At 50.5% G+C, this 16,797-nt stretch carries 22 protein-coding genes; 14 read left to right on the top strand and 8 right to left on the bottom strand.

From position 1 onward, the window contains the following. Positions 1-51 precede the first annotated feature (51 nt). From AZF00_RS04840 to AZF00_RS04820, 5 genes are all read left to right on the top strand, one after another. Positions 52-1,062 (top strand): cysteine synthase A, encoded by a 1,011-nt coding sequence (locus AZF00_RS04840; protein WP_008246385.1) that lies wholly within the window; start codon positions 52-54, stop codon positions 1,060-1,062. A 71-nt stretch (positions 1,063-1,133) separates the two neighbouring features. Further along, positions 1,134-2,372 (top strand): cytochrome P450, encoded by a 1,239-nt coding sequence (locus AZF00_RS04835; protein ID WP_008246383.1) that lies wholly within the window; start codon positions 1,134-1,136, stop codon positions 2,370-2,372. A 39-nt stretch (positions 2,373-2,411) separates the two neighbouring features. Then, positions 2,412-2,984, top strand: coding sequence for a LemA family protein (locus AZF00_RS04830; RefSeq protein WP_008246382.1), 573 nt, complete (start codon positions 2,412-2,414; stop codon positions 2,982-2,984). A 1-nt stretch (position 2,985) separates the two neighbouring features. Continuing rightward, the gene (locus AZF00_RS04825; protein WP_008246380.1) at positions 2,986-3,858 is read left to right on the top strand and encodes a GIDE domain-containing protein; all 873 of its coding nucleotides are present in this window, start codon (positions 2,986-2,988) and stop codon (positions 3,856-3,858) included. A 39-nt stretch (positions 3,859-3,897) separates the two neighbouring features. Beyond that, positions 3,898-4,503, top strand: a complete 606-nt coding sequence (locus tag AZF00_RS04820; RefSeq protein WP_008246378.1) for a TetR/AcrR family transcriptional regulator — start codon at positions 3,898-3,900, stop codon at positions 4,501-4,503. On the opposite strand, the gene AZF00_RS04815 is transcribed toward AZF00_RS04820, so the two are convergent. Further along, a complete protein-coding gene (locus AZF00_RS04815) occupies positions 4,496-4,954 on the bottom strand; it encodes a DUF2489 domain-containing protein (RefSeq protein WP_008246376.1) in 459 nt (152 codons plus the stop codon). The two genes, AZF00_RS04820 and AZF00_RS04815, sit on opposite strands and share 8 nt — an antisense overlap. A 107-nt stretch (positions 4,955-5,061) precedes the next feature. Between AZF00_RS04815 and mtnA the strand changes: the two genes are divergently transcribed. The 7 genes from mtnA (at position 5,062) to tnpC (ending at position 10,596) form a co-directional block, all read left to right on the top strand. Further along, on the top strand, positions 5,062-6,114 hold the full coding sequence (mtnA, locus tag AZF00_RS04810) for an S-methyl-5-thioribose-1-phosphate isomerase (RefSeq protein ID WP_008246373.1): 1,053 nt from the start codon (positions 5,062-5,064) through the stop codon (positions 6,112-6,114). Between the two features lie 18 nt (positions 6,115-6,132). Beyond that, entirely contained in the window at positions 6,133-6,756 is a 624-nt protein-coding gene (locus tag AZF00_RS04805; protein WP_008246372.1) for a methylthioribulose 1-phosphate dehydratase, read from the top strand. 8 nt (positions 6,757-6,764) lie between these two features. Next, positions 6,765-7,316 (top strand): 1,2-dihydroxy-3-keto-5-methylthiopentene dioxygenase, encoded by a 552-nt coding sequence (locus tag AZF00_RS04800; protein WP_008246371.1) that lies wholly within the window; start codon positions 6,765-6,767, stop codon positions 7,314-7,316. An 18-nt stretch (positions 7,317-7,334) separates the two neighbouring features. Then, on the top strand, positions 7,335-8,027 hold the full coding sequence (gene mtnC, locus AZF00_RS04795) for an acireductone synthase (RefSeq protein ID WP_008246370.1): 693 nt from the start codon (positions 7,335-7,337) through the stop codon (positions 8,025-8,027). A 356-nt stretch (positions 8,028-8,383) separates the two neighbouring features. Next, complete coding sequence (gene tnpA / locus AZF00_RS04790) at positions 8,384-8,683, top strand: IS66 family insertion sequence element accessory protein TnpA (protein ID WP_008251071.1); 300 nt, start codon at positions 8,384-8,386, stop codon at positions 8,681-8,683. Further along, on the top strand, positions 8,683-9,039 hold the full coding sequence (gene tnpB / locus AZF00_RS04785) for an IS66 family insertion sequence element accessory protein TnpB (RefSeq protein WP_008251070.1): 357 nt from the start codon (positions 8,683-8,685) through the stop codon (positions 9,037-9,039). Before tnpA ends, tnpB begins: the two co-directional genes overlap by 1 nt. Before the next feature lie 24 nt (positions 9,040-9,063). After that, a complete protein-coding gene (gene tnpC / locus AZF00_RS04780; RefSeq protein ID WP_008251068.1) occupies positions 9,064-10,596 on the top strand; it encodes an IS66 family transposase in 1,533 nt (510 codons plus the stop codon). 106 nt (positions 10,597-10,702) lie between these two features. On the opposite strand, the gene AZF00_RS04775 is transcribed toward tnpC, so the two are convergent. The 4 genes from AZF00_RS04775 to AZF00_RS04760 all read right to left on the bottom strand — a co-directional run bounded on the left by AZF00_RS04775 (position 10,703) and on the right by AZF00_RS04760 (position 13,182). Further along, positions 10,703-11,455 (bottom strand): endonuclease/exonuclease/phosphatase family protein, encoded by a 753-nt coding sequence (locus tag AZF00_RS04775; RefSeq protein ID WP_008246369.1) that lies wholly within the window; start codon positions 11,453-11,455, stop codon positions 10,703-10,705. A gap of 52 nt (positions 11,456-11,507) precedes the next feature. Then, positions 11,508-12,188, bottom strand: a complete 681-nt coding sequence (locus tag AZF00_RS04770; protein WP_040802426.1) for a DUF4145 domain-containing protein — start codon at positions 12,186-12,188, stop codon at positions 11,508-11,510. A 111-nt stretch (positions 12,189-12,299) separates the two neighbouring features. Further along, a complete protein-coding gene (locus AZF00_RS04765; protein WP_062383255.1) occupies positions 12,300-12,764 on the bottom strand; it encodes a hypothetical protein in 465 nt (154 codons plus the stop codon). Positions 12,765-12,861: 97 nt separating this feature from the next. Beyond that, positions 12,862-13,182, bottom strand: coding sequence for a hypothetical protein (locus tag AZF00_RS04760; RefSeq protein WP_008246367.1), 321 nt, complete (start codon positions 13,180-13,182; stop codon positions 12,862-12,864). Between the two features lie 85 nt (positions 13,183-13,267). Here AZF00_RS04760 and AZF00_RS19290 point away from each other — a divergent pair, with 85 nt between their 5' ends. Continuing rightward, positions 13,268-13,537: a hypothetical protein gene (locus tag AZF00_RS19290; protein WP_156474845.1), complete on the top strand. Its 270-nt coding sequence runs from the start codon at positions 13,268-13,270 to the stop codon at positions 13,535-13,537. A gap of 123 nt (positions 13,538-13,660) precedes the next feature. Then, a complete protein-coding gene (locus AZF00_RS04750; protein ID WP_335338879.1) occupies positions 13,661-14,752 on the top strand; it encodes an integron integrase in 1,092 nt (363 codons plus the stop codon). 2 nt (positions 14,753-14,754) lie between these two features. On the opposite strand, the gene AZF00_RS04745 is transcribed toward AZF00_RS04750, so the two are convergent. The 3 genes from AZF00_RS04745 to AZF00_RS04735 all read right to left on the bottom strand — a co-directional run bounded on the left by AZF00_RS04745 (position 14,755) and on the right by AZF00_RS04735 (position 16,793). Then, entirely contained in the window at positions 14,755-15,237 is a 483-nt protein-coding gene (locus tag AZF00_RS04745; RefSeq protein ID WP_008246364.1) for a hypothetical protein, read from the bottom strand. A gap of 93 nt (positions 15,238-15,330) precedes the next feature. Beyond that, the gene (pbpG, locus tag AZF00_RS04740; protein ID WP_143829299.1) at positions 15,331-16,245 is read right to left on the bottom strand and encodes a D-alanyl-D-alanine endopeptidase; all 915 of its coding nucleotides are present in this window, start codon (positions 16,243-16,245) and stop codon (positions 15,331-15,333) included. Between the two features lie 125 nt (positions 16,246-16,370). Continuing rightward, entirely contained in the window at positions 16,371-16,793 is a 423-nt protein-coding gene (locus AZF00_RS04735; protein WP_008246362.1) for a hypothetical protein, read from the bottom strand. Between the last annotated feature and the right edge of the window lie 4 nt (positions 16,794-16,797).

Raw genomic sequence — 16,797 nt, 5'->3', positions numbered from 1 at the left:
CGCCTCAGCCCCTCACCTATACCATTAGGACAGTAAATAATGGAGTAAATCATGTCTTTGCCTACTTTTAAGTCAATGCCCGAGCTTATCGGCAATACCCCACTGATCCACCTCAAACAGGTATCAGAACTGACCGGCTGTACCATTTTAGGCAAAGCAGAGTTTCTCAACCCAGGTGGCTCTGTTAAAGACCGCACCGCATTAGGCATAATTCGCGACGCCGAAGCCAAGGGCACGCTGCGTCCGGGTGGCACCATCGTCGAGGGCACCGCTGGCAACACCGGGATTGGCCTGACCCTTATCGCCAACGCCCTAGGTTACCGCAGCGTGGTGGTAATGCCCCAAAGCCAGAGCCGAGAAAAAATCGAATTACTCGATTTATACGGTGCCGACCTGCGCCTTGTCACCGCCACGAGCTACAGCGACCCTAATCACTATATTCACACAGCCCGACGATTGGCCGAAAGTTTAAATGAATCGGAGCCTAACGGGGCAATTTGGGCTCGGCAATTTGATAATACCGCCAATACCGACATCCATGAACGCACAACTGGCCAAGAAATTTGGCAGCAAACAGCTGGCAATATCGACGGCTTTATTTGTGCGGTAGGCACCGGCGGCACTCTTGCTGGTGTCAGTCGCGCCCTCAAAGCCCACAAACCCGAGATCACGATTGGTTTGGCCGACCCCAAAGGTTCTTCACTTTATAATTATTTCACCAATGGCGAATTGCGCGGTGAGGGTAGATCAATCACCGAGGGCATTGGTATAAGCTTGGTTACCGATAATTTACGATTAGCCAATATCGATCAGGCCTTTGAGGTCAGCGATGCCGAAGCCCTGCCCTATATCTTTGACATGCTTCGTCACGAAGGTCTCTGCCTGGGGGGCTCCTCAGCCATTAATATTGCTGGCGCTGTGCAGCTAGCCCGCAAACTCGGCCCCGGCCACACAATTGTGACCATACTTTGCGACTACGGCGATCGCTATAAGAGCAAATTATTCAACCCAGTATTTTTAGAAAACATGGGCCTGCCGGCGCCAGACTGGACACGCAATTAAGCGTGCTTAGCGATCAAGCCCCAAACAACTAACGACATACCTGAATAACAAGCTCAATAAGAGACCTCACTATGCCGGAATGCCCTTTTGCCAATCTGCTAGACCCCGATACCTACGCGCAGGGTATGCCCTACGAGGCACTCCAAAAATTTCGCCAAGCAGGGCCGGTGCTTAAAATGGATGACCCCCTGACCGGCGTACCTTATTGGGCGGTAGTGGGCCAGCAAGAGCTTGACTACGTCTCTAAAAACCCCGCCCTATTTTCGTCAGCGCTGCGCAGCTCCTTCCCAATGGAGCACCCCCAGGACATGGTGGATTTAATTTTCAGCCACACCATTATCAATATGGACCCACCGCGCCACCAGAAAGTCCGGCGCATTGTACGTGAGGCTTTTACACCAAAGCGGGTCGACTCCTATGAGCCGGCATTTCGCGCCCATGCTAAGCGTATTTTGGATAATGTCGTGGCGCGCGGCGAATGCGAGTTTGTCGAAGAGGTCGCGGCGGAACTTCCACTCATAGCCATACTTGAGCTTTTAGGGGTGCCGCTTAGCGACCGCAAGCAGTTTTTCGACTGGACCAACACCATGATCTTCGCTGACGACCCCGACATGGCAACCAGCGAGCTAGACGGCCAGATTGCCGCAGGCGACTGTATTAACTACGCATTGCAACTGGCCGCAAAACATCGCAGCGAGCCCATGAACAATATAACGGGCGCCTTGCTCGATGGTGAAGTCGACGGCGAGGGCATATCAGAAGAAGACTTTGCCTGGATGTTTATTCTTATCTTGGTCGGCGGCAATGAATCTACCCGAACCGTAATCTCCCACGGCATGCGTCTTTTAATGGAGCATCCCGAGCAGCTCCAGTACTTAGTCGACAATCCCGCAAAGATACCCGCCGCAATCGACGAAATACTGCGGTTCAACACCGCGTTTATACAAATGCGTCGCACCGCGACCCAAGATATTGAGCTAGGTGGCCAAGCGATCAAAGCCGGTGACAAAGTCATTCTTCACTATCACGCCGTCAATCACGATGAAGCGGTATTTGGTGACGACGCCATGCAATTTGATGTTCGCCGCGCCGAGCGCATGCCCAAGCTGGCTCAGCAAGTGCGCTCATTTGGCATAGGACAGCACTTTTGCATTGGTTCCCACCTTGCCCGGTTAGAGTTACTCGTCATGTTCGAGGAGATCATCCCCCGATTGCGCAAACCCCGGACTAATGGCGAGCTAGAGTATATCCGCTCGTATTTTGTAAACGGCATAAAGAAAATGCCCATTCGCTTCGAAGCCGGCCATTAAGGCTCCCAAACTTATATTTATCAACAAAGGAACAAGGACATGGAAATCGGTCTTATTATCAGCCTCGCTGTCGTCCTATTTAGTATTTTTTATTTGGTCATGCTCTATAACGGCCTGGTCAGTTTAAAACACGCCGTGAGCAAGCACCTTGCCAATATTGACGTACTGCTCAAGCAGCGCCACGACGAGCTCCCCAAGCTCATCGAAACCTGCAAACAGTATATGAAGCACGAGCAAGAAACCCTCAGCAAGGTCATTACCGCCCGCCAGCAGGTGTCTGTTGCCCAGTCCAACCACGACATAATTGCCCTGGGGCAAGCTGAAACAAACTTGCGCGCTTCAACCGGCCAACTATTTGCACTGGCTGAAAACTACCCCGAGCTAAAAGCCGACAGCAGTTTTGCCGCCTTGCAAAATCGCATTTCAGAATTAGAAAATGCCATTGCCGATCGGCGTGAGGTCTATAACGAAGCGGTGAACAACAACAATGTTCGTATTGAACAATTTCCCGACGTCATCATCGCCCGCTGGTTTCGCTTTCACGCCTTCGATCTGCTGAAGTTTGCCAAAAGTGAAGTACAGGACGTCGATATAAAATCTTTGTTTAATTAATATGTCGGCGGATTATCTCAGCCTAGGAATCAGCGCCGCCATTGCCCTAGGCTGCGCCTATGGCAGCCTCAGCCGCCTGCACTCCGCCCGCATCATTGAAGATACCCCAACCTCTAAAATTCGCTCTGCGCACCAGGGTTATGTTGAGCTCATCGGCTTTGCCAAAGCCGGTACCTCAGAATTGCTACTCAGTGGCTTAAGCCAAACGCCCTGCCTGTGGTACCGCTACAATATTGAGCGCTACGAATCCTCAGGCAAAAATAGCCATTGGCGCAGTGTCGAACGCAAAACCAGCGAGCAGCCATTTATACTCAATGACGGTACCGGCGACTGTATTGTTTACCCCGATCGCGCCGAGGTGAGCACCCTGCGCAAAAAGGTATGGAAGGGCAGTGAACGCCATCCCAATAGCACGTTGAGTAAGCACAGCCTATTTGGCAGTCGCTATCGTTATACTGAAGAAATACTCTGCGCTGACGATTTACTCTATATCATTGGCCAATTTCAAACTCGGCACCCGCCCAGCGCCAGTGAGCTACAAGAAAAAGCGATGGCAACGATACTCAATGATTGGAAACGGGATTACGACCAGCTCGTCGCCCGTTTTGACCGCAACGGCGATGGTGAAATAGACCTACAAGAATGGGACTTAGTACGCGCCGAAGCCCTGCGCAAAGCGCAGCGCCAATACCGCAATCAAACGCCTCCGGCCCCGGTACATACCATCAGCTACTCGCCCAGTCGCCGACAACCCTATATGATTGCTAGCTCAGAACCCGATTCGCTGAGTAAACGCTTCCGCTGGCAGGCTTTTTTCTTGCTCGTTGCCAGCTTAGGCAGCGCAGTCGCGTTTATGTGGTTAATTGCCCAGTAATAAGCGATACCGATAAAATTGAAGAAGAAGGATTAGACAATGGCTACCCGCCGCAATACCAAGGAACGCATACTCGATGTTGCCGAAGGCCTGTTTGCCCAACAGGGCTTTGCTGCGACATCAGTAAGCGAGATTGCCGCTCAAGTTGGCATTAGCAGCCCAGGTATTTATAAACATTTCAGCAATAAATTTGCGATTTACGAGCAGGTTTGCCACCGGCTTTTCACCCCCTTGGCAGAGGCGACAAGAGGCATGGCCGCCGATGCCGATTTTGCTGACACCAGCCAGCAAATCTATCAAGTGCTATCGCTGTTGGCCACAACCCCTAATACCGCGCGTATCGTCCAGCACGCCACCCTCGCCCGCGACGAAACGCTAGACTTACTGAGTGACCGCTGGTACCGCAAATTTTTCTCGTCAATTAGCGACCCAGCCAAAAACCCCGACAAAGACTGGATCAACGTCCCCACCGCCATGGCCTTCCACTGCATGATTTTGGGTTACGTCACCCTGGCGCCGCTACACCACTCTATTTTTGGCGTTGACCCCCTACAACCTGAGCAGCTCGAAGCACAATTAAAATTCCAGCAGAATATGGTTAGTGGCTTAAATCACCTGATGCAGCATCAAAACATCCTCAAGTAATCTTGCTCAAATGCTCGGCAGCGCGCTGAAGACTATCGAGATAACGGGCTTCCAGCAGTCCCATTTCAGCGCTGTAGCTAGCGCGTTCTTCAGCACTTAAGGCCTTCCAATCTGCATGGGTTGGAATATGCGCCAAGCTAGCCGCCATATCGCTAAATACCGCAATATCGGCGCTATAGGCCGAATCCACCGCCGCCGTCTCGGCCAACACCGCCACCCGCAGCGCGCACTCACTTGCGCCCAACTGCCCAGCCAAATAGCTGCGCGTAAGGATCGAAATCCCTTCTCGTGCCGCCACGCCCTGCACCTCCAACTCATTTTGAAAGCCCGAGCGCTCAGCCTGTTCGCGCCGACGCTGTTCACGTAATTGCCACAGCAAGCGCCCAGCAATCACCATTAGCACCACAATTATTAAGGTAGCGGCGACCAGCCACACTCCATATTCGCCCATTCACAACTCCGCTAAAAACAGCTATCAAAACACCATTCTGACATCCGCATGGCCAAACACCTAGGAGCAAGCTTATAATTGCCGCCCTGTAAAAACGGAGGCCGCCAGTGACTAGCCCCAGCGCCATTAAATGGTCAACACAGCAATTGCAATTGCTTGACCAACGCATACTTCCCGCTCAAATTGAGTACCTAAGCTACAGCGAGCCCTTTGCGGTGGCTGAGGCCATTCGTAATATGGTGGTGCGCGGCGCACCCGCAATTGGCATCACCGCAGCCTACGGCATGGTACTGGCTGCGCAGCAACTCACATCTACGCCCGCCAGCGTCGCCGCGTGGTGTCAGGCACTTAGCGCGGCGCGCAGCGCCTTGGCTAATTCCCGCCCCACCGCCGTTAATTTATTTTGGGCACTGGAGCGCTGCGACCGCGTAATAGAAGAACAAGGCAATGGTGGCAATGTACTGGGCGCACTCACCGCGCTGGCAGAAAACATTCACGCCGAAGACATTAAGCTCAACCAGCGCATAGGCGATTTTGGCGCCAGCCTGATTCCCGCCAACAGCGTGGTGTACACCCACTGCAACGCCGGTGCCTTGGCCACCGGGGGCTACGGTACAGCACTGGGGGTTATTCGCTCCGCCTACCGCGACGGCAATATTCGCGGCGTGATTGCCGGAGAAACCCGGCCATGGCTGCAGGGCGCAAGGCTTACCAGCTGGGAACTAATGCAAGACGGTATTCCAGTGACCTTGGCCATTGAGGGCGCCGCGGCGCACCTTATGCGGGAACAAAAGCCCAGCTGGATTATTGTGGGCGCCGACCGCGTTGCCGCCAATGGCGATGCCGCGAATAAAATCGGCACCTATAACCTCGCTATTATCGCCAAATACCACGGTGTAAAAGTCATGGTTGCCGCGCCGACCAGTACCTTTGACGCCAATATCGACGGTGAGCAAATCCCCATTGAACAGCGCCCCGGCGAAGAAATCAGCCACAGCTTTGGCCAGCGGATTGCACCAGAAAATATCAATATTGCCAACCCGGCTTTTGACGTAACACCCGCCGCCTTAATCGACGCCATTGTTACCGAACACGGCATTATTCATGCCCCCAACCGTGACAAGGTCCTCGCCCACTTGCGCGCCGCCGCTGACAGCTAAAAAGGAAGAGAAGCCGCCATGATCGACAGCAAATACTTCTACCAGCAGGCCGTTGCCCTGGCCGCCGCTGGTGACGAGCTTTACCGCCGGGGCTGGGTGCCCGCCACCAGTGGTAACTTCTCTTGTCGCCTCAATGCCGAGTCGGCCATTGTCACTGCATCCGGCAATCACAAGGGCCGCCTTAGCCCCAGCGATTTCATTGCCGTTGACCTCCGTGCCAAGCCGATCAGCAGCGGCAAACCCTCGGCAGAAACCGCCCTGCACACCCAGCTGTATGCCCGCTTCGCCCACATAGGCGCAGTACTGCACTGCCACTCCCCAGCAGCCACGGTTTTGTCCATGGCACTGGCAAACAGCCCTGAACTGGTGTTAGAAAATTACGAGCTACTCAAAGCCTTTGATGGCGTCGACACCCACGCCACCCGCGTGAGCATCCCCATTTTTGCCAATACCCAAGATATCGACGCCCTTGCGGTAGAGGCCGATCAATACCTAGCCGAGCACCCCCTCTGCCCCGCCTATTTAATTCGCGGCCACGGCGTGTATTGCTGGGGCAAAGATTTAGACGCCTGTATGCGCAATTTAGAAGCCGTCGATTTTCTTTTACACTGCGAACTCGAAAGAATGCGCCTTAGCCGCTAGGAGCCACCATGAGTACACTGACTATTTTTGCCGATTCCGACAGCAACCAGTCGTTGGTGCACAGCACTGAGCCAAGTGAGATTAGCCGCTTACTCGGCGCCGAGGGCGTTCGCTTTGAGCAATGGCAAACCCGTGACGATACTCGCGCTGGCGATAGCCAAGACACCGTCTTAGCCGCTTATGCTGATGATGTGGAACGCTTGATACGCGAACAAGGCTACCAAACCGTAGACGTGATCAGCATCGCCAGTGACAATCCCCAAAAAGACGCCCTTCGCCAAAAGTTTTTAGACGAGCATACCCACAGCGAAGATGAAGTGCGCTTTTTTGTTGAGGGCCAAGGTCTGTTTGCCCTGCATATTGGCGACAAAGTATTTGAGATACTCTGCGAAAAAGGCGATTTACTAAGCGTACCCGCCAACACCAAGCACTGGTTTGATCTTGGCCCGGAGCCGGACTTAGTCGCCATTCGCTTTTTTAACAACCCCGATGGCTGGGTGGCGAATTACACCGGCAGCAAAATCGCCGACGCCTACTCACGCATTGCCGCAACAAACTAAAAGCCAAGGGAATAGACTGTGGTCAACACCATTCTTACCGACATTGAAGGCACCACCAGCTCAATTCATTTTGTGCATGAAGTGCTCTTCCCTTATGCGGCAAAGAATTTGCCTGAGTTTGTTCGCGGCAATCACACTAAACCTGAAGTAAGTAGCGCATTACAAGACGTTGCCGCATTAGCGGGCATTGCCGCCGATGATATTGAGGCCCTCATCGCCCAACTTTTGCACTGGATTAGCGACGACAAAAAAGTCACACCGCTTAAAAGCTTGCAGGGCTTAGTCTGGGAACACGGCTACCGCAACGGCGATTACCAAGCCCATATTTACGCGGACGCATTAGACTCCCTAAAAGCTTGGCATCAGCAAGGCCTGGGTCTTTATGTTTATTCCTCAGGCTCGGTTTACGCGCAAAAACTGTTTTTTGAATTTAACGAAGGCGGCGATTTAAGCGGCTTGTTTAAAGGCTATTTCGACACCGTTACCGGCGCCAAGCGCGAAGCCGAGTCCTACCAAAAAATTCAAAAAGCGATTGGCAAACCAGCCAGTGAAATTCTGTTTTTATCCGATATAGTTGAAGAGCTAGACGCCGCAGCGGAAGTCGGTATGCACACTGCGTGGCTACAAAGAGACGCGGCCGAAATGGAGTACCACCCCCACCATCGCTGCGTTCGCAGCTTTGCTGATATTGAATTATCGGCGCTCCGATAAAATACCGGCTTTAACAGATCGAATAGAGGAATATGGCAGCTGATTACGTGTGCTTTGGCCAATATTAGCAAAGCCCTTATCTAGATGGCTTTTCTACAAATATAACGCCTCGATAACCGAGGGCTGTAACGGAGCGAAGCGCAGTCGAAGGCGTCCGGCGCCGCAGGCGCGAAGTTCACTAACTTGTGATACGCGATTTCATGCCTCATCTACCAAACAGCATACCGATTCTTGCCACCATGAGCTTTGTAATGAAATTCAACGAATAAGACTTGTACTGTAAGCGCTCAATAAACCACATCTAATAATCTTCCCACTACGGCTTTACTCTTCAATTTTTAACTGAGGAGCTATTCATGACCACCATCAACAAAGCCCAATTCTGGCAAGACCATGTCACCGCCTGGCAAGGCAGCGGACTATCCCAAGCCGCGTATTGCAAGCAGCATGAGATCAAATTTCATAACTTCGCGTATTGGCGCAATCGATTGAGCCCCGCAAAAGCGCCCTCAGCAAAATTATTAAAACTGGGCGGCATGCCAGCCTCATCTCGTATGATAATGAATTTACCGCTCGGCGTTCGATTGGAATTATCCGCCAGCGATTTGCCTGTCGTGTTGCCCGCCGTGCTGCAACTCCTTCGGGAATCGAACTGATGCTGCGGCCGACATCCAATATTGAGGTCTATTTGTACATGGCCCCGGTAGATATGCGCAAGTCCATCAATGGCTTGGCCGCGCTGGTTGAAAACGAGCTGGCGCTCTCGCCGATGATGGAAGTCTTGTTTGTGTTTTGCAATCGTGGCCGAGATAAAATCAAACTCCTGTATTGGGAGCGAAATGGTTTTGTGGTCTGGTATAAGCGCCTAGAAAAGCAGCGCTTTAAATGGCCTCGCCAGTGCGAGTCAGGCTATGAATTACGCGATGGCCGCGACTTAAACCTCTTGCTCGATGGCTTGGATATTTGGCGCAATAAACCGCATGAAACCTTGTATTTTGACTCGGTTAGCTAACGGTCTTTTGGTATAATACGCGTCATGACGACGCGACCATCAACCCCTTCTTCTGACGATATCCACAGCCTCAAAGCTTTGCTTTTGGAGAAGGATAAACGCATCTCGTTACTCGAAGCACAAGTGCGTTTACTCAGGCATAAACGCTTTGCGGCCAGCAGCGAGAAGTCGGATGGGCAGGCCGAGCTGTTTAATGAAGCCGAAGCCGCTGAGCCTGTTCCCGAAGACGACCTTGACGAAAACACGGATGACGCCGAAACCGAAACAATCCAGTATGAGCGTCGCAAATCCCGTGGTCGTAAATCGTTACCCGCTGACTTGCCGCACGTTCGTATCGAACATGATCTGGCTGATGCCGACAAAGTCTGTGAATGCGGTTGTGCGTTAACGCATATTGGCGAAGACACCAGCGAGCAGCTGGATATCATTCCTGCAACCGTCCACGTCTTAGTACACGCCCGCCTGAAATACGCCTGCAAAGCGTGTGAATCGACGGTACGTACCGCCGCATTACCGGCGCAGCCCATTCCAAAAAGCAATGCGAGTGCAGGCCTACTGGCGTATATCGCTACCGCGAAATACCATGATGCGCTGCCACTGCACCGCCAAGAAGCCATCTTCAAACGGATGGAGATTGATATCCCCCGCAACACCCTCGCCAATTGGATGATGCGCAGCGGTGAATTGATCGCGCCACTTATCGCCCAGCTTGATAGCGAACTTCGCAGCGGCAAAATCATCCAGTGCGACGAAACGCCGCTTCAGGTGCTAAACGAACCGGACAGGCCCGCAAGTAGCCAATCGTATATGTGGGTCAGGCGCAGTGGCGCCCCCGATCACTCCATCGTGTTATATGATTATGCGCCGAGCCGCGCTGGCAGCGTGGCGGAAAAATTACTAAAGGACTTTAGTGGTTACCTGCAAACCGATGACTATGCGGGCTACCATGCCGTTGGACGCAAAGACGACATTAGCCATGTGGGGTGCTGGGCACACGCACGCCGTAAATTCGTTGATGCTCAAAAGGCAGGGACATCTAAAGACAAAAAGACTACCCGCATCGGCAAAGCCGATGTGGCGATCAGTTATATTGCCAAGCTGTACGCCATCGAAAAGCAGGCGAAAGACGCGAGCAGCGAAACTCGCCGCCAGCTACGCCAAGAGAAAAGTGTTCCGATCTTCAGCGCCCTTAGGGAGTGGCTGGACAAAACACTACACAGCACCTTGCCCAAAGGCCTACTCGGTACGGCGCTGGGTTATCTCAATAAGAACTGGGAAAAGCTCGTAGCCTACACAGAAGACGGCGACGTCAACATCGACAATAACCTTGCGGAGAACGCCATCCGCCCCTTCGTTATTGGCCGCAAAAATTGGCTGTTCAGCGCGACGCCCAGAGGTGCCCACGCCAGCGCCGCTATTTATAGCTTGATCGAAACCGCGAAAGCGAATGGCCTTGAACCTTACGCGTATTTGCGTGAGGTGTTTGCAAGACTGCCAAGCATATCCAGTGATGACGAATTGCAGGCATTGCTACCCTGGAATGTGTCCCTCGTATAGGGCGTGGTTAATTGAGCGCTTACCTAGCTAAAACACTTAACGCCCGGCTCACGCGCCGGTTTGGAGCCGCGAAGCGGCGGAAAATCGGTCGCCGTGCAGCCGATTGTTAACTGTTGATGCTCAACGTCAGCGGTACGTGGTCACTTATTGAAATCCACTCGTCGTGTTGACCGACCTGCAAATTACATTTTTCTGCAACGTCTGACGAGGTGAAAACGTAGTCAATGTGATAGGCCTTCTCGCGGTTCCGCTGCAAGAAAAATGTCGGGCTGGTCTCATTGCCCTGTTCTTCCTCGAAGACTCGATGATACTGGCTCTTGAAACCCATCTCACTAAGCTCGGCAACTACGTCCGAGTGATTCCACCAGCGGTCCGGCTTATCCCAGCGCACATTGCTATTAAAATCGCCGAGAATGACTGTCTTTGGCCCGCTAAGATCGTCACGGTGAATCTGAAGGTACTTCCAGAATTGCCCCATGTAGCCAAATGCTTCTTCATTGCGCCCCTTCGTCCAGACGGCCAGCACGGTGAAATCTCTATTGATAGTGAAAGGGAGAAAAAGCCTGAGATCTTCCGTGCTCCAATTCAGTGTTTCACTTTTGCTGAAAAGCCCAGGGACGGAAAAGCTGCCACTCCAATTTAACTTTTCGACTCGATGACCGTTTCGCGGAAAAATGCCGATGCCACGATTTTTTGACTCGCCCATCCACAGGTAGGAACCGGCCCACTCTCTATATGCGGGCGTCGATAACGCGGGATCTTCACATTCCTGCACCACCAAGACATCAGCTCGCAAGCTATCTGCTTCTGCAAGCTTTCGTCTGAGTGCTCCATTACAGTTCCAAGTTACGACTTTCATAGATAGAGACAGTTAACGCCGCATTCAACGGCTTGTCCGCTGCAATGCTTTGTTAAGCATTATCTGGCTTAGATTTGGCATCACGGGTTTCCGCGCTTTTTCTAGGACCTTCCGGTGTCATTGTATAAAGTGCCTCCAACTCTTTAGGCTCAGATATTCCTTTTTTGACAACAAAATTCAAAAGCTCAAACATCTTTGAAGCAATATGATCGAAGTCTTCATCAGACATTTCTCCAGGGTGGACAGCATTATTCCCAGTTATTCGGACAGTATCTGCCACTTTAACCACCAATGGCGGCAACGTATTTTTTGTCGCGAGAGATCTAATATCTTCATTAATGTTCTTTCCTTCTTCCCCAAGATGCCTACATAGTTTTTGCAATCCAAGTCTCAATAACGCAGCTGCACCTCTTGGGGACTTAGAAAATATACTGGCTGCTTCTTGGTAGTCTGCCACTACATCTTCTGGCATATCACTATCCGGAAGCGGGGCCGTACCAAAGTCGGGAAAGATCATTTCGCCTGCTATTGGCTTTAAGTAACCCTGATCATTCCTTATCTCCTTCGATAACCAAAGGCTAGATTTTCTGCACCTAGAACAATCAGCCTCTAAGTAATCTATGCGTTGGCCTTTATTTTGATTGACAAGCCAAGACCAATCCATATGCGCGTACGTTCCACAAAAAGGACAGTGAAACGCATCTAATGTAATTTCAGGAGCTACATAGTTCATAAATTATCTTGGGCCTTATTATTTAGGATGCTTAACGCCTGCGTCACGGGTGGCGAAAAGCGCAGCTTTTTGACATCCCGTGCACGCACTTGTTAGAAGTTTTTTCGCTCATTATTTACCTACTGGAATATGGTAAGTTGTAAAATACCGACCTAATTGTTCTGTTTTATGAACTTTAGTGGCCATTTTATTTAGTGCCTTGTACTCAGGCCTACTTTCAAGTAAATGAAATAGTATTTCTTTATGCCCTAACTCATTTGCCCAACACATGAGCACTTTAAAAATTGGAATGCCAAAACCCCAGAATTTTTGTGAGATAACAACAGCTAATTCAAAACCATTATCATCTGGCTGAATTCCACACCAACCAGCTAAAACCCCACCTATATAAACTGCCCGAATACGACAACCCTCTATCGCATCCACTTTAATTTTATCTCCCATCCACTCTTGAAGGCTGGCTGCATCAAAATATGGATGATCGATTAAATGTGTTCTCAGAGAATCCTCATTGACGACTGCCATGAAGTCTTCTGGATTCACTTGATTAAAACACAAAAATTCAATTTCACTCATATCTCAATACTTCTAACGCCCTGCGGCAGGGGCAGGCAAAAAAGCGTAGCGTTTTGACTGTCCCGCCGCGCTTTTCAGCGGCAACTGCCCGCCATTGTTAGTGATTGATAACCGCATAGGCGATTACTCCTACCGCACATAGAACAATAAGTATTCCTGATGCCGCCGCCCATGATCTTGCAAATATCTCTGGCTCTCCAGCCTCGATTATCGCCACACCAAATTGAAATCGTCTACCCGAAAGAAATCCAAAGATTACAGACAATCCGAGAGCTAGAAGCGCTACCCCCAGCTCGATTAGCGTATTCGGCCAAAATGACCAGTTTATAACACCCGATGACCGCAAAAATGACAGGCCCATTATTAGGAAAAATGCCGCTAAAAATGCGCCGTAGAGCTTATGAAATGCATTCTTCATGGAAATCACTAACGCCAAGCGTAACCGGGCCGAGCGAAGCGAGGGTCCGAGTTTACGCGCTTGTTATACGAACTTGGAGAACACAATGAATACGCAAGACATTGAGGCAGCAGTGAACTCGATAGAGCAGGATATTGTTGAAAGCACTGGCGGCGTTGAATATTTGAATATAACCCTGCAAACAAACGGGTTTGTACAGATTGTCGAGTTTGCTGGCATCAGGATTTGGGATAGCGAATCAGACGACAGGGAGTATGTAGACGAATTCGACGAGGACTCACGCGAGCCAATAGAAGCACATCTTCGTAGAGCGTTGCGCGAAGAGCTGGAGAAGCTGGCGCGTATAGTCGTATAACAGTCTGTTAATGAGGCCACTGGCCTCATAATAATTATTAGAAGGCGGCCTCTTAATTTTTTAATATTCAAAGTGCCGCACTGCAACTGATTGTTTTTCAATATATTTAATTTTGGCGTAGGAATGCCTTTCCTATTATGCTGGCCAAGGTACTTGACGGCAGCGGAAAGAAAAATATACTGCATATACATACAGCAAATGACAAGGATTGTCGACATGAGCGCTTCACCATTCCTTCGGTCTGTGCAGGAGTACATGCTTGTACGCCGATATAGCCTACGCACAATAAAGTCCTATTTATATTGGATCAAGTATTTCATTTTATTTAATCAAAAGCAGCACCCATCTTCCATGGGCACGCAAGAAGTAGAGGCATTTCTGAATCACCTTGTTGTTCAACGTAACGTTTCTGCCTCAACTCAGGCCATAGCATTGAATTCTATTGCGTTTTTATATAACAAATACTTAGGTCAACCATTGGGAACGTTAAGCGGGCTTAGGCATTCAAAGCGGCAAGCCAAGTTACCCGTGGTGTTAACGCAGAACGAAGTGGCTCTTCTATTATCGCAACTTGCAGGCACGCATAAACTGATGGTTGCCATGTTGTATGGCTCGGGCTTGCGTCGCATTGAGTTGTTGCGATTAAGAACAAAAGATATAGATTTTAATCATTTGCAGGTACAAGTGTGGCACGGCAAAGGTAATAAACACCGCTTGGTTACCTTGGCGCCGGAGCTTTTGGCCGCTTTACAGGCGCAAATTAATGAAGTTGAACGTTTACTTATTGGCGATTTGACGAATACGGTTTATGCAGGCGTGTGGATGCCAGATGCGATGGCGAGAAAATACCCCAAGGCGGCAACGTCATTGAATTGGCAGTATCTGTTTCCTGCAAGCAAATTAAGCCACGACCCTCATTGTGGCGCACTTCGCCGTCATCATTTTGACGAGTCAGCTTTAAATAAGGTAATCCGACGCGCAGCTATCCGTGCCCGTATTCGCAAAAATGTCACTAGCCATACTCTGCGCCATTCCTTTGCAACGCATTTATTGCAGTCCGGCGCAGATATTCGCACTGTACAGCAGCAGCTTGGGCATAGTGACGTAACAACCACCGAGATTTATACCCATGTTTTAAACCATGGTGCCTACGGCGTGCGCAGTCCGTTAAGCAGTATTTCGCGCCAAACACCACAAAGCCATGCAACGCTATAAGCTTAAAGCAGTTCTGTCTGCTGCCTTGAGGCCTGATGAAACACGGCAACCAGCGAGTAACGCATAAAGCCGGTGCAGGTGGTTAGGTAGTCGTGCAGGGCGTGTTTAACAATATCGGCAAAAGATTCATCTTGGTACTTCCACTGATCTGATTCGGCGAGCTGTTTCATTTTTGCGTTCATAGCAGACATATCGCATAAAACGCGGTGTTTTGCGTCGCGACTTTTGCTGTCGTCGGTAACGACGATGGTGAGTGTTGATGCTGTATTATCCCACTCGAACATGAGGTAGAGGGAGTCGTCGTTAATATTATCGGCCAACAACGCCACCGCGTGCTCTACGCAGTTTGCGAGTATAGCCTCGACGGTCATATTATCTGGGCTTGTAACAACGCTGCTATGGAGCACGTATTCGGCACCATGCTCTGTTATGGCGGTCTCTTCCCACGCTAAGCCTTGGTCTTTAAAGTCTTGCTGATATGCCACTGTGCTTCTTTAAATAAAAAGGGCTGCGTCGCTATGCGAGGCAGCCCCAATAATGGGTTTAACTGGTAGCGCTAGCGCTACAAAATGATGCGATTAACGAATACTGGCCGTCGCACGGCTCGCCAGATGGCTCGCTATTTTACGCTTTTGATAATCTTTTGCTGCGCTGGCTACCGTGCCACCGTTGCCAGAAGCCAACCAGCGTTTAATGCGGCCAGCGTCGCCCATGGGACTGGTTTTGCCAAACGAGTCTAACATGACGATGAGCAATTCTTTGCCGTCGACATTGGTTTTCATTACCAAGCAGCGACCGGCTTCGTCTAGGTAGCCGGTTTTACTCATGGCCACGTCCCAGCGCTGGTAGCGTACTAGCGGATTGGTGTTCACATAATCCAAGCGATAGCGCGGGCGACTAAAGTTAGCGGTATAGATTGAGGTGGTGGAGTACGTGGCAATTTCTCGGTACTTAGCCGCCGCCGCAACGAGCTTAGCCAAATCTTCGGCGGTAGATACGTTTTTGCCAGACAAGCCGCTGCTATCGACAAAATGTGTGTTTTTCATGCCTAGGGCGCGGGCTTTTGCGTTCATTCTGGCAACAAAGGCCGGTAGACCACCCGGGTAATTGCGGCCTAAGGCCGCTGCCGCCAAATTCTCTGATGACATAAGGGCAAGGCGCAGTACTTCACCTCGGGGCAGTTCGGAGTCTACCCGAATACGGGAGTGGTAGTAGTTAATGGCCTTGCGGTCATCATTGCTAAAGCGAATGGTTTCATTCAGTGGCAGCTTTGCGTCTAACACTACCATGGCCGTCATTACCTTGGTTAGCGAGGCAATTGGCTTTACCATATTCGCGTATTTTTTATACAGTACCTCGCCGCTATCGGCGTCAATAACCACGGCGCTAACCGAGGCTAGTTGTAAGTTGGCGGGGTTGCGTCCACCTTTATCCGTCGCCATAGCCGGCGAGATGAATAAGGCCAAGGCCAAAGAGAGCATTATTTTTATCATTACAATACCAATTAGCAAAAGTGAACTAACACTATAATTAAGCTGAGATTAGCACAGCCGAAAAAGCCAAAATGTCGACTCTGTTCAATTTTTATACAAATACGGTGTTTCCCGTACTAGCTAGCCTACTCGCTTACTTTCAAGCGCAGGCTATCTAATATCTGATCTACCGCTGCGCGGTCCATATCGCGGTCATCTTCAGCGCAGGCGTAGCTAATAAGTAACAAATGATCGCCAGCGTGTAAAAACCATTCCCGAATATAATCGCCTTCTTCGACAGTTTCAAACTCCCAGCCCTGATAATCGTCACCAATTTTGCAGGCTTTACCGTCATCAAGGCGCATACCAACTTCCAAAACAAGCTCGCGAACGTCATTCGCCGTAGCCGGTTTACCGTGTTGCGCTTGCAGAGTACTCAGGCTAATACAGCCTAATTCGTCCTGGTCAAAAATCAGAATACTGTCGTCGTCTTGCTCGGTACGCCACTCTTCAGGCAAGCCGATAAACCACCAATCAGATTCAACTTCTTGCATTTCAGTGTCTGACATTGAC

Origin of the sequence: Zhongshania aliphaticivorans, from assembly GCF_001586255.1 — a bacterium.
GTDB classification, from domain to species: Bacteria; Pseudomonadota; Gammaproteobacteria; order Pseudomonadales; family Spongiibacteraceae; genus Spongiibacter; species Spongiibacter aliphaticivorans.
Note: the sequence above shows the minus strand (reverse complement) of the source record. Positions and strands in the feature narration are given on the sequence as shown.

What these genes read in the sequence shown, in the direction of transcription:
- AZF00_RS04840 (WP_008246385.1), top strand. Translation starts at nt 52, where the DNA reads ATGTCTTTGCCTACTTTTAAGTCAATGCCCGAGCTTATCGGCAATACC.
- AZF00_RS04835 (WP_008246383.1), top strand. Translation starts at nt 1,134, where the DNA reads ATGCCGGAATGCCCTTTTGCCAATCTGCTAGACCCCGATACCTACGCG.
- AZF00_RS04830 (WP_008246382.1), top strand. Translation starts at nt 2,412, where the DNA reads ATGGAAATCGGTCTTATTATCAGCCTCGCTGTCGTCCTATTTAGTATT.
- AZF00_RS04825 (WP_008246380.1), top strand. Translation starts at nt 2,986, where the DNA reads ATGTCGGCGGATTATCTCAGCCTAGGAATCAGCGCCGCCATTGCCCTA.
- AZF00_RS04820 (WP_008246378.1), top strand. Translation starts at nt 3,898, where the DNA reads ATGGCTACCCGCCGCAATACCAAGGAACGCATACTCGATGTTGCCGAA.
- AZF00_RS04815 (WP_008246376.1), bottom strand. Translation starts at nt 4,954, where the DNA reads ATGGGCGAATATGGAGTGTGGCTGGTCGCCGCTACCTTAATAATTGTG.
- AZF00_RS04805 (WP_008246372.1), top strand. Translation starts at nt 6,133, where the DNA reads ATGATCGACAGCAAATACTTCTACCAGCAGGCCGTTGCCCTGGCCGCC.
- AZF00_RS04800 (WP_008246371.1), top strand. Translation starts at nt 6,765, where the DNA reads ATGAGTACACTGACTATTTTTGCCGATTCCGACAGCAACCAGTCGTTG.
- tnpA (WP_008251071.1), top strand. Translation starts at nt 8,384, where the DNA reads ATGACCACCATCAACAAAGCCCAATTCTGGCAAGACCATGTCACCGCC.
- tnpB (WP_008251070.1), top strand. Translation starts at nt 8,683, where the DNA reads ATGCTGCGGCCGACATCCAATATTGAGGTCTATTTGTACATGGCCCCG.
- tnpC (WP_008251068.1), top strand. Translation starts at nt 9,064, where the DNA reads ATGACGACGCGACCATCAACCCCTTCTTCTGACGATATCCACAGCCTC.
- AZF00_RS04775 (WP_008246369.1), bottom strand. Translation starts at nt 11,455, where the DNA reads ATGAAAGTCGTAACTTGGAACTGTAATGGAGCACTCAGACGAAAGCTT.
- AZF00_RS04770 (WP_040802426.1), bottom strand. Translation starts at nt 12,188, where the DNA reads ATGAACTATGTAGCTCCTGAAATTACATTAGATGCGTTTCACTGTCCT.
- AZF00_RS04765 (WP_062383255.1), bottom strand. Translation starts at nt 12,764, where the DNA reads ATGAGTGAAATTGAATTTTTGTGTTTTAATCAAGTGAATCCAGAAGAC.
- AZF00_RS04760 (WP_008246367.1), bottom strand. Translation starts at nt 13,182, where the DNA reads ATGAAGAATGCATTTCATAAGCTCTACGGCGCATTTTTAGCGGCATTT.
- AZF00_RS19290 (WP_156474845.1), top strand. Translation starts at nt 13,268, where the DNA reads ATGAATACGCAAGACATTGAGGCAGCAGTGAACTCGATAGAGCAGGAT.
- AZF00_RS04750 (WP_335338879.1), top strand. Translation starts at nt 13,661, where the DNA reads ATGCCTTTCCTATTATGCTGGCCAAGGTACTTGACGGCAGCGGAAAGA.
- pbpG (WP_143829299.1), bottom strand. Translation starts at nt 16,245, where the DNA reads ATGATAAAAATAATGCTCTCTTTGGCCTTGGCCTTATTCATCTCGCCG.
- AZF00_RS04735 (WP_008246362.1), bottom strand. Translation starts at nt 16,793, where the DNA reads ATGTCAGACACTGAAATGCAAGAAGTTGAATCTGATTGGTGGTTTATC.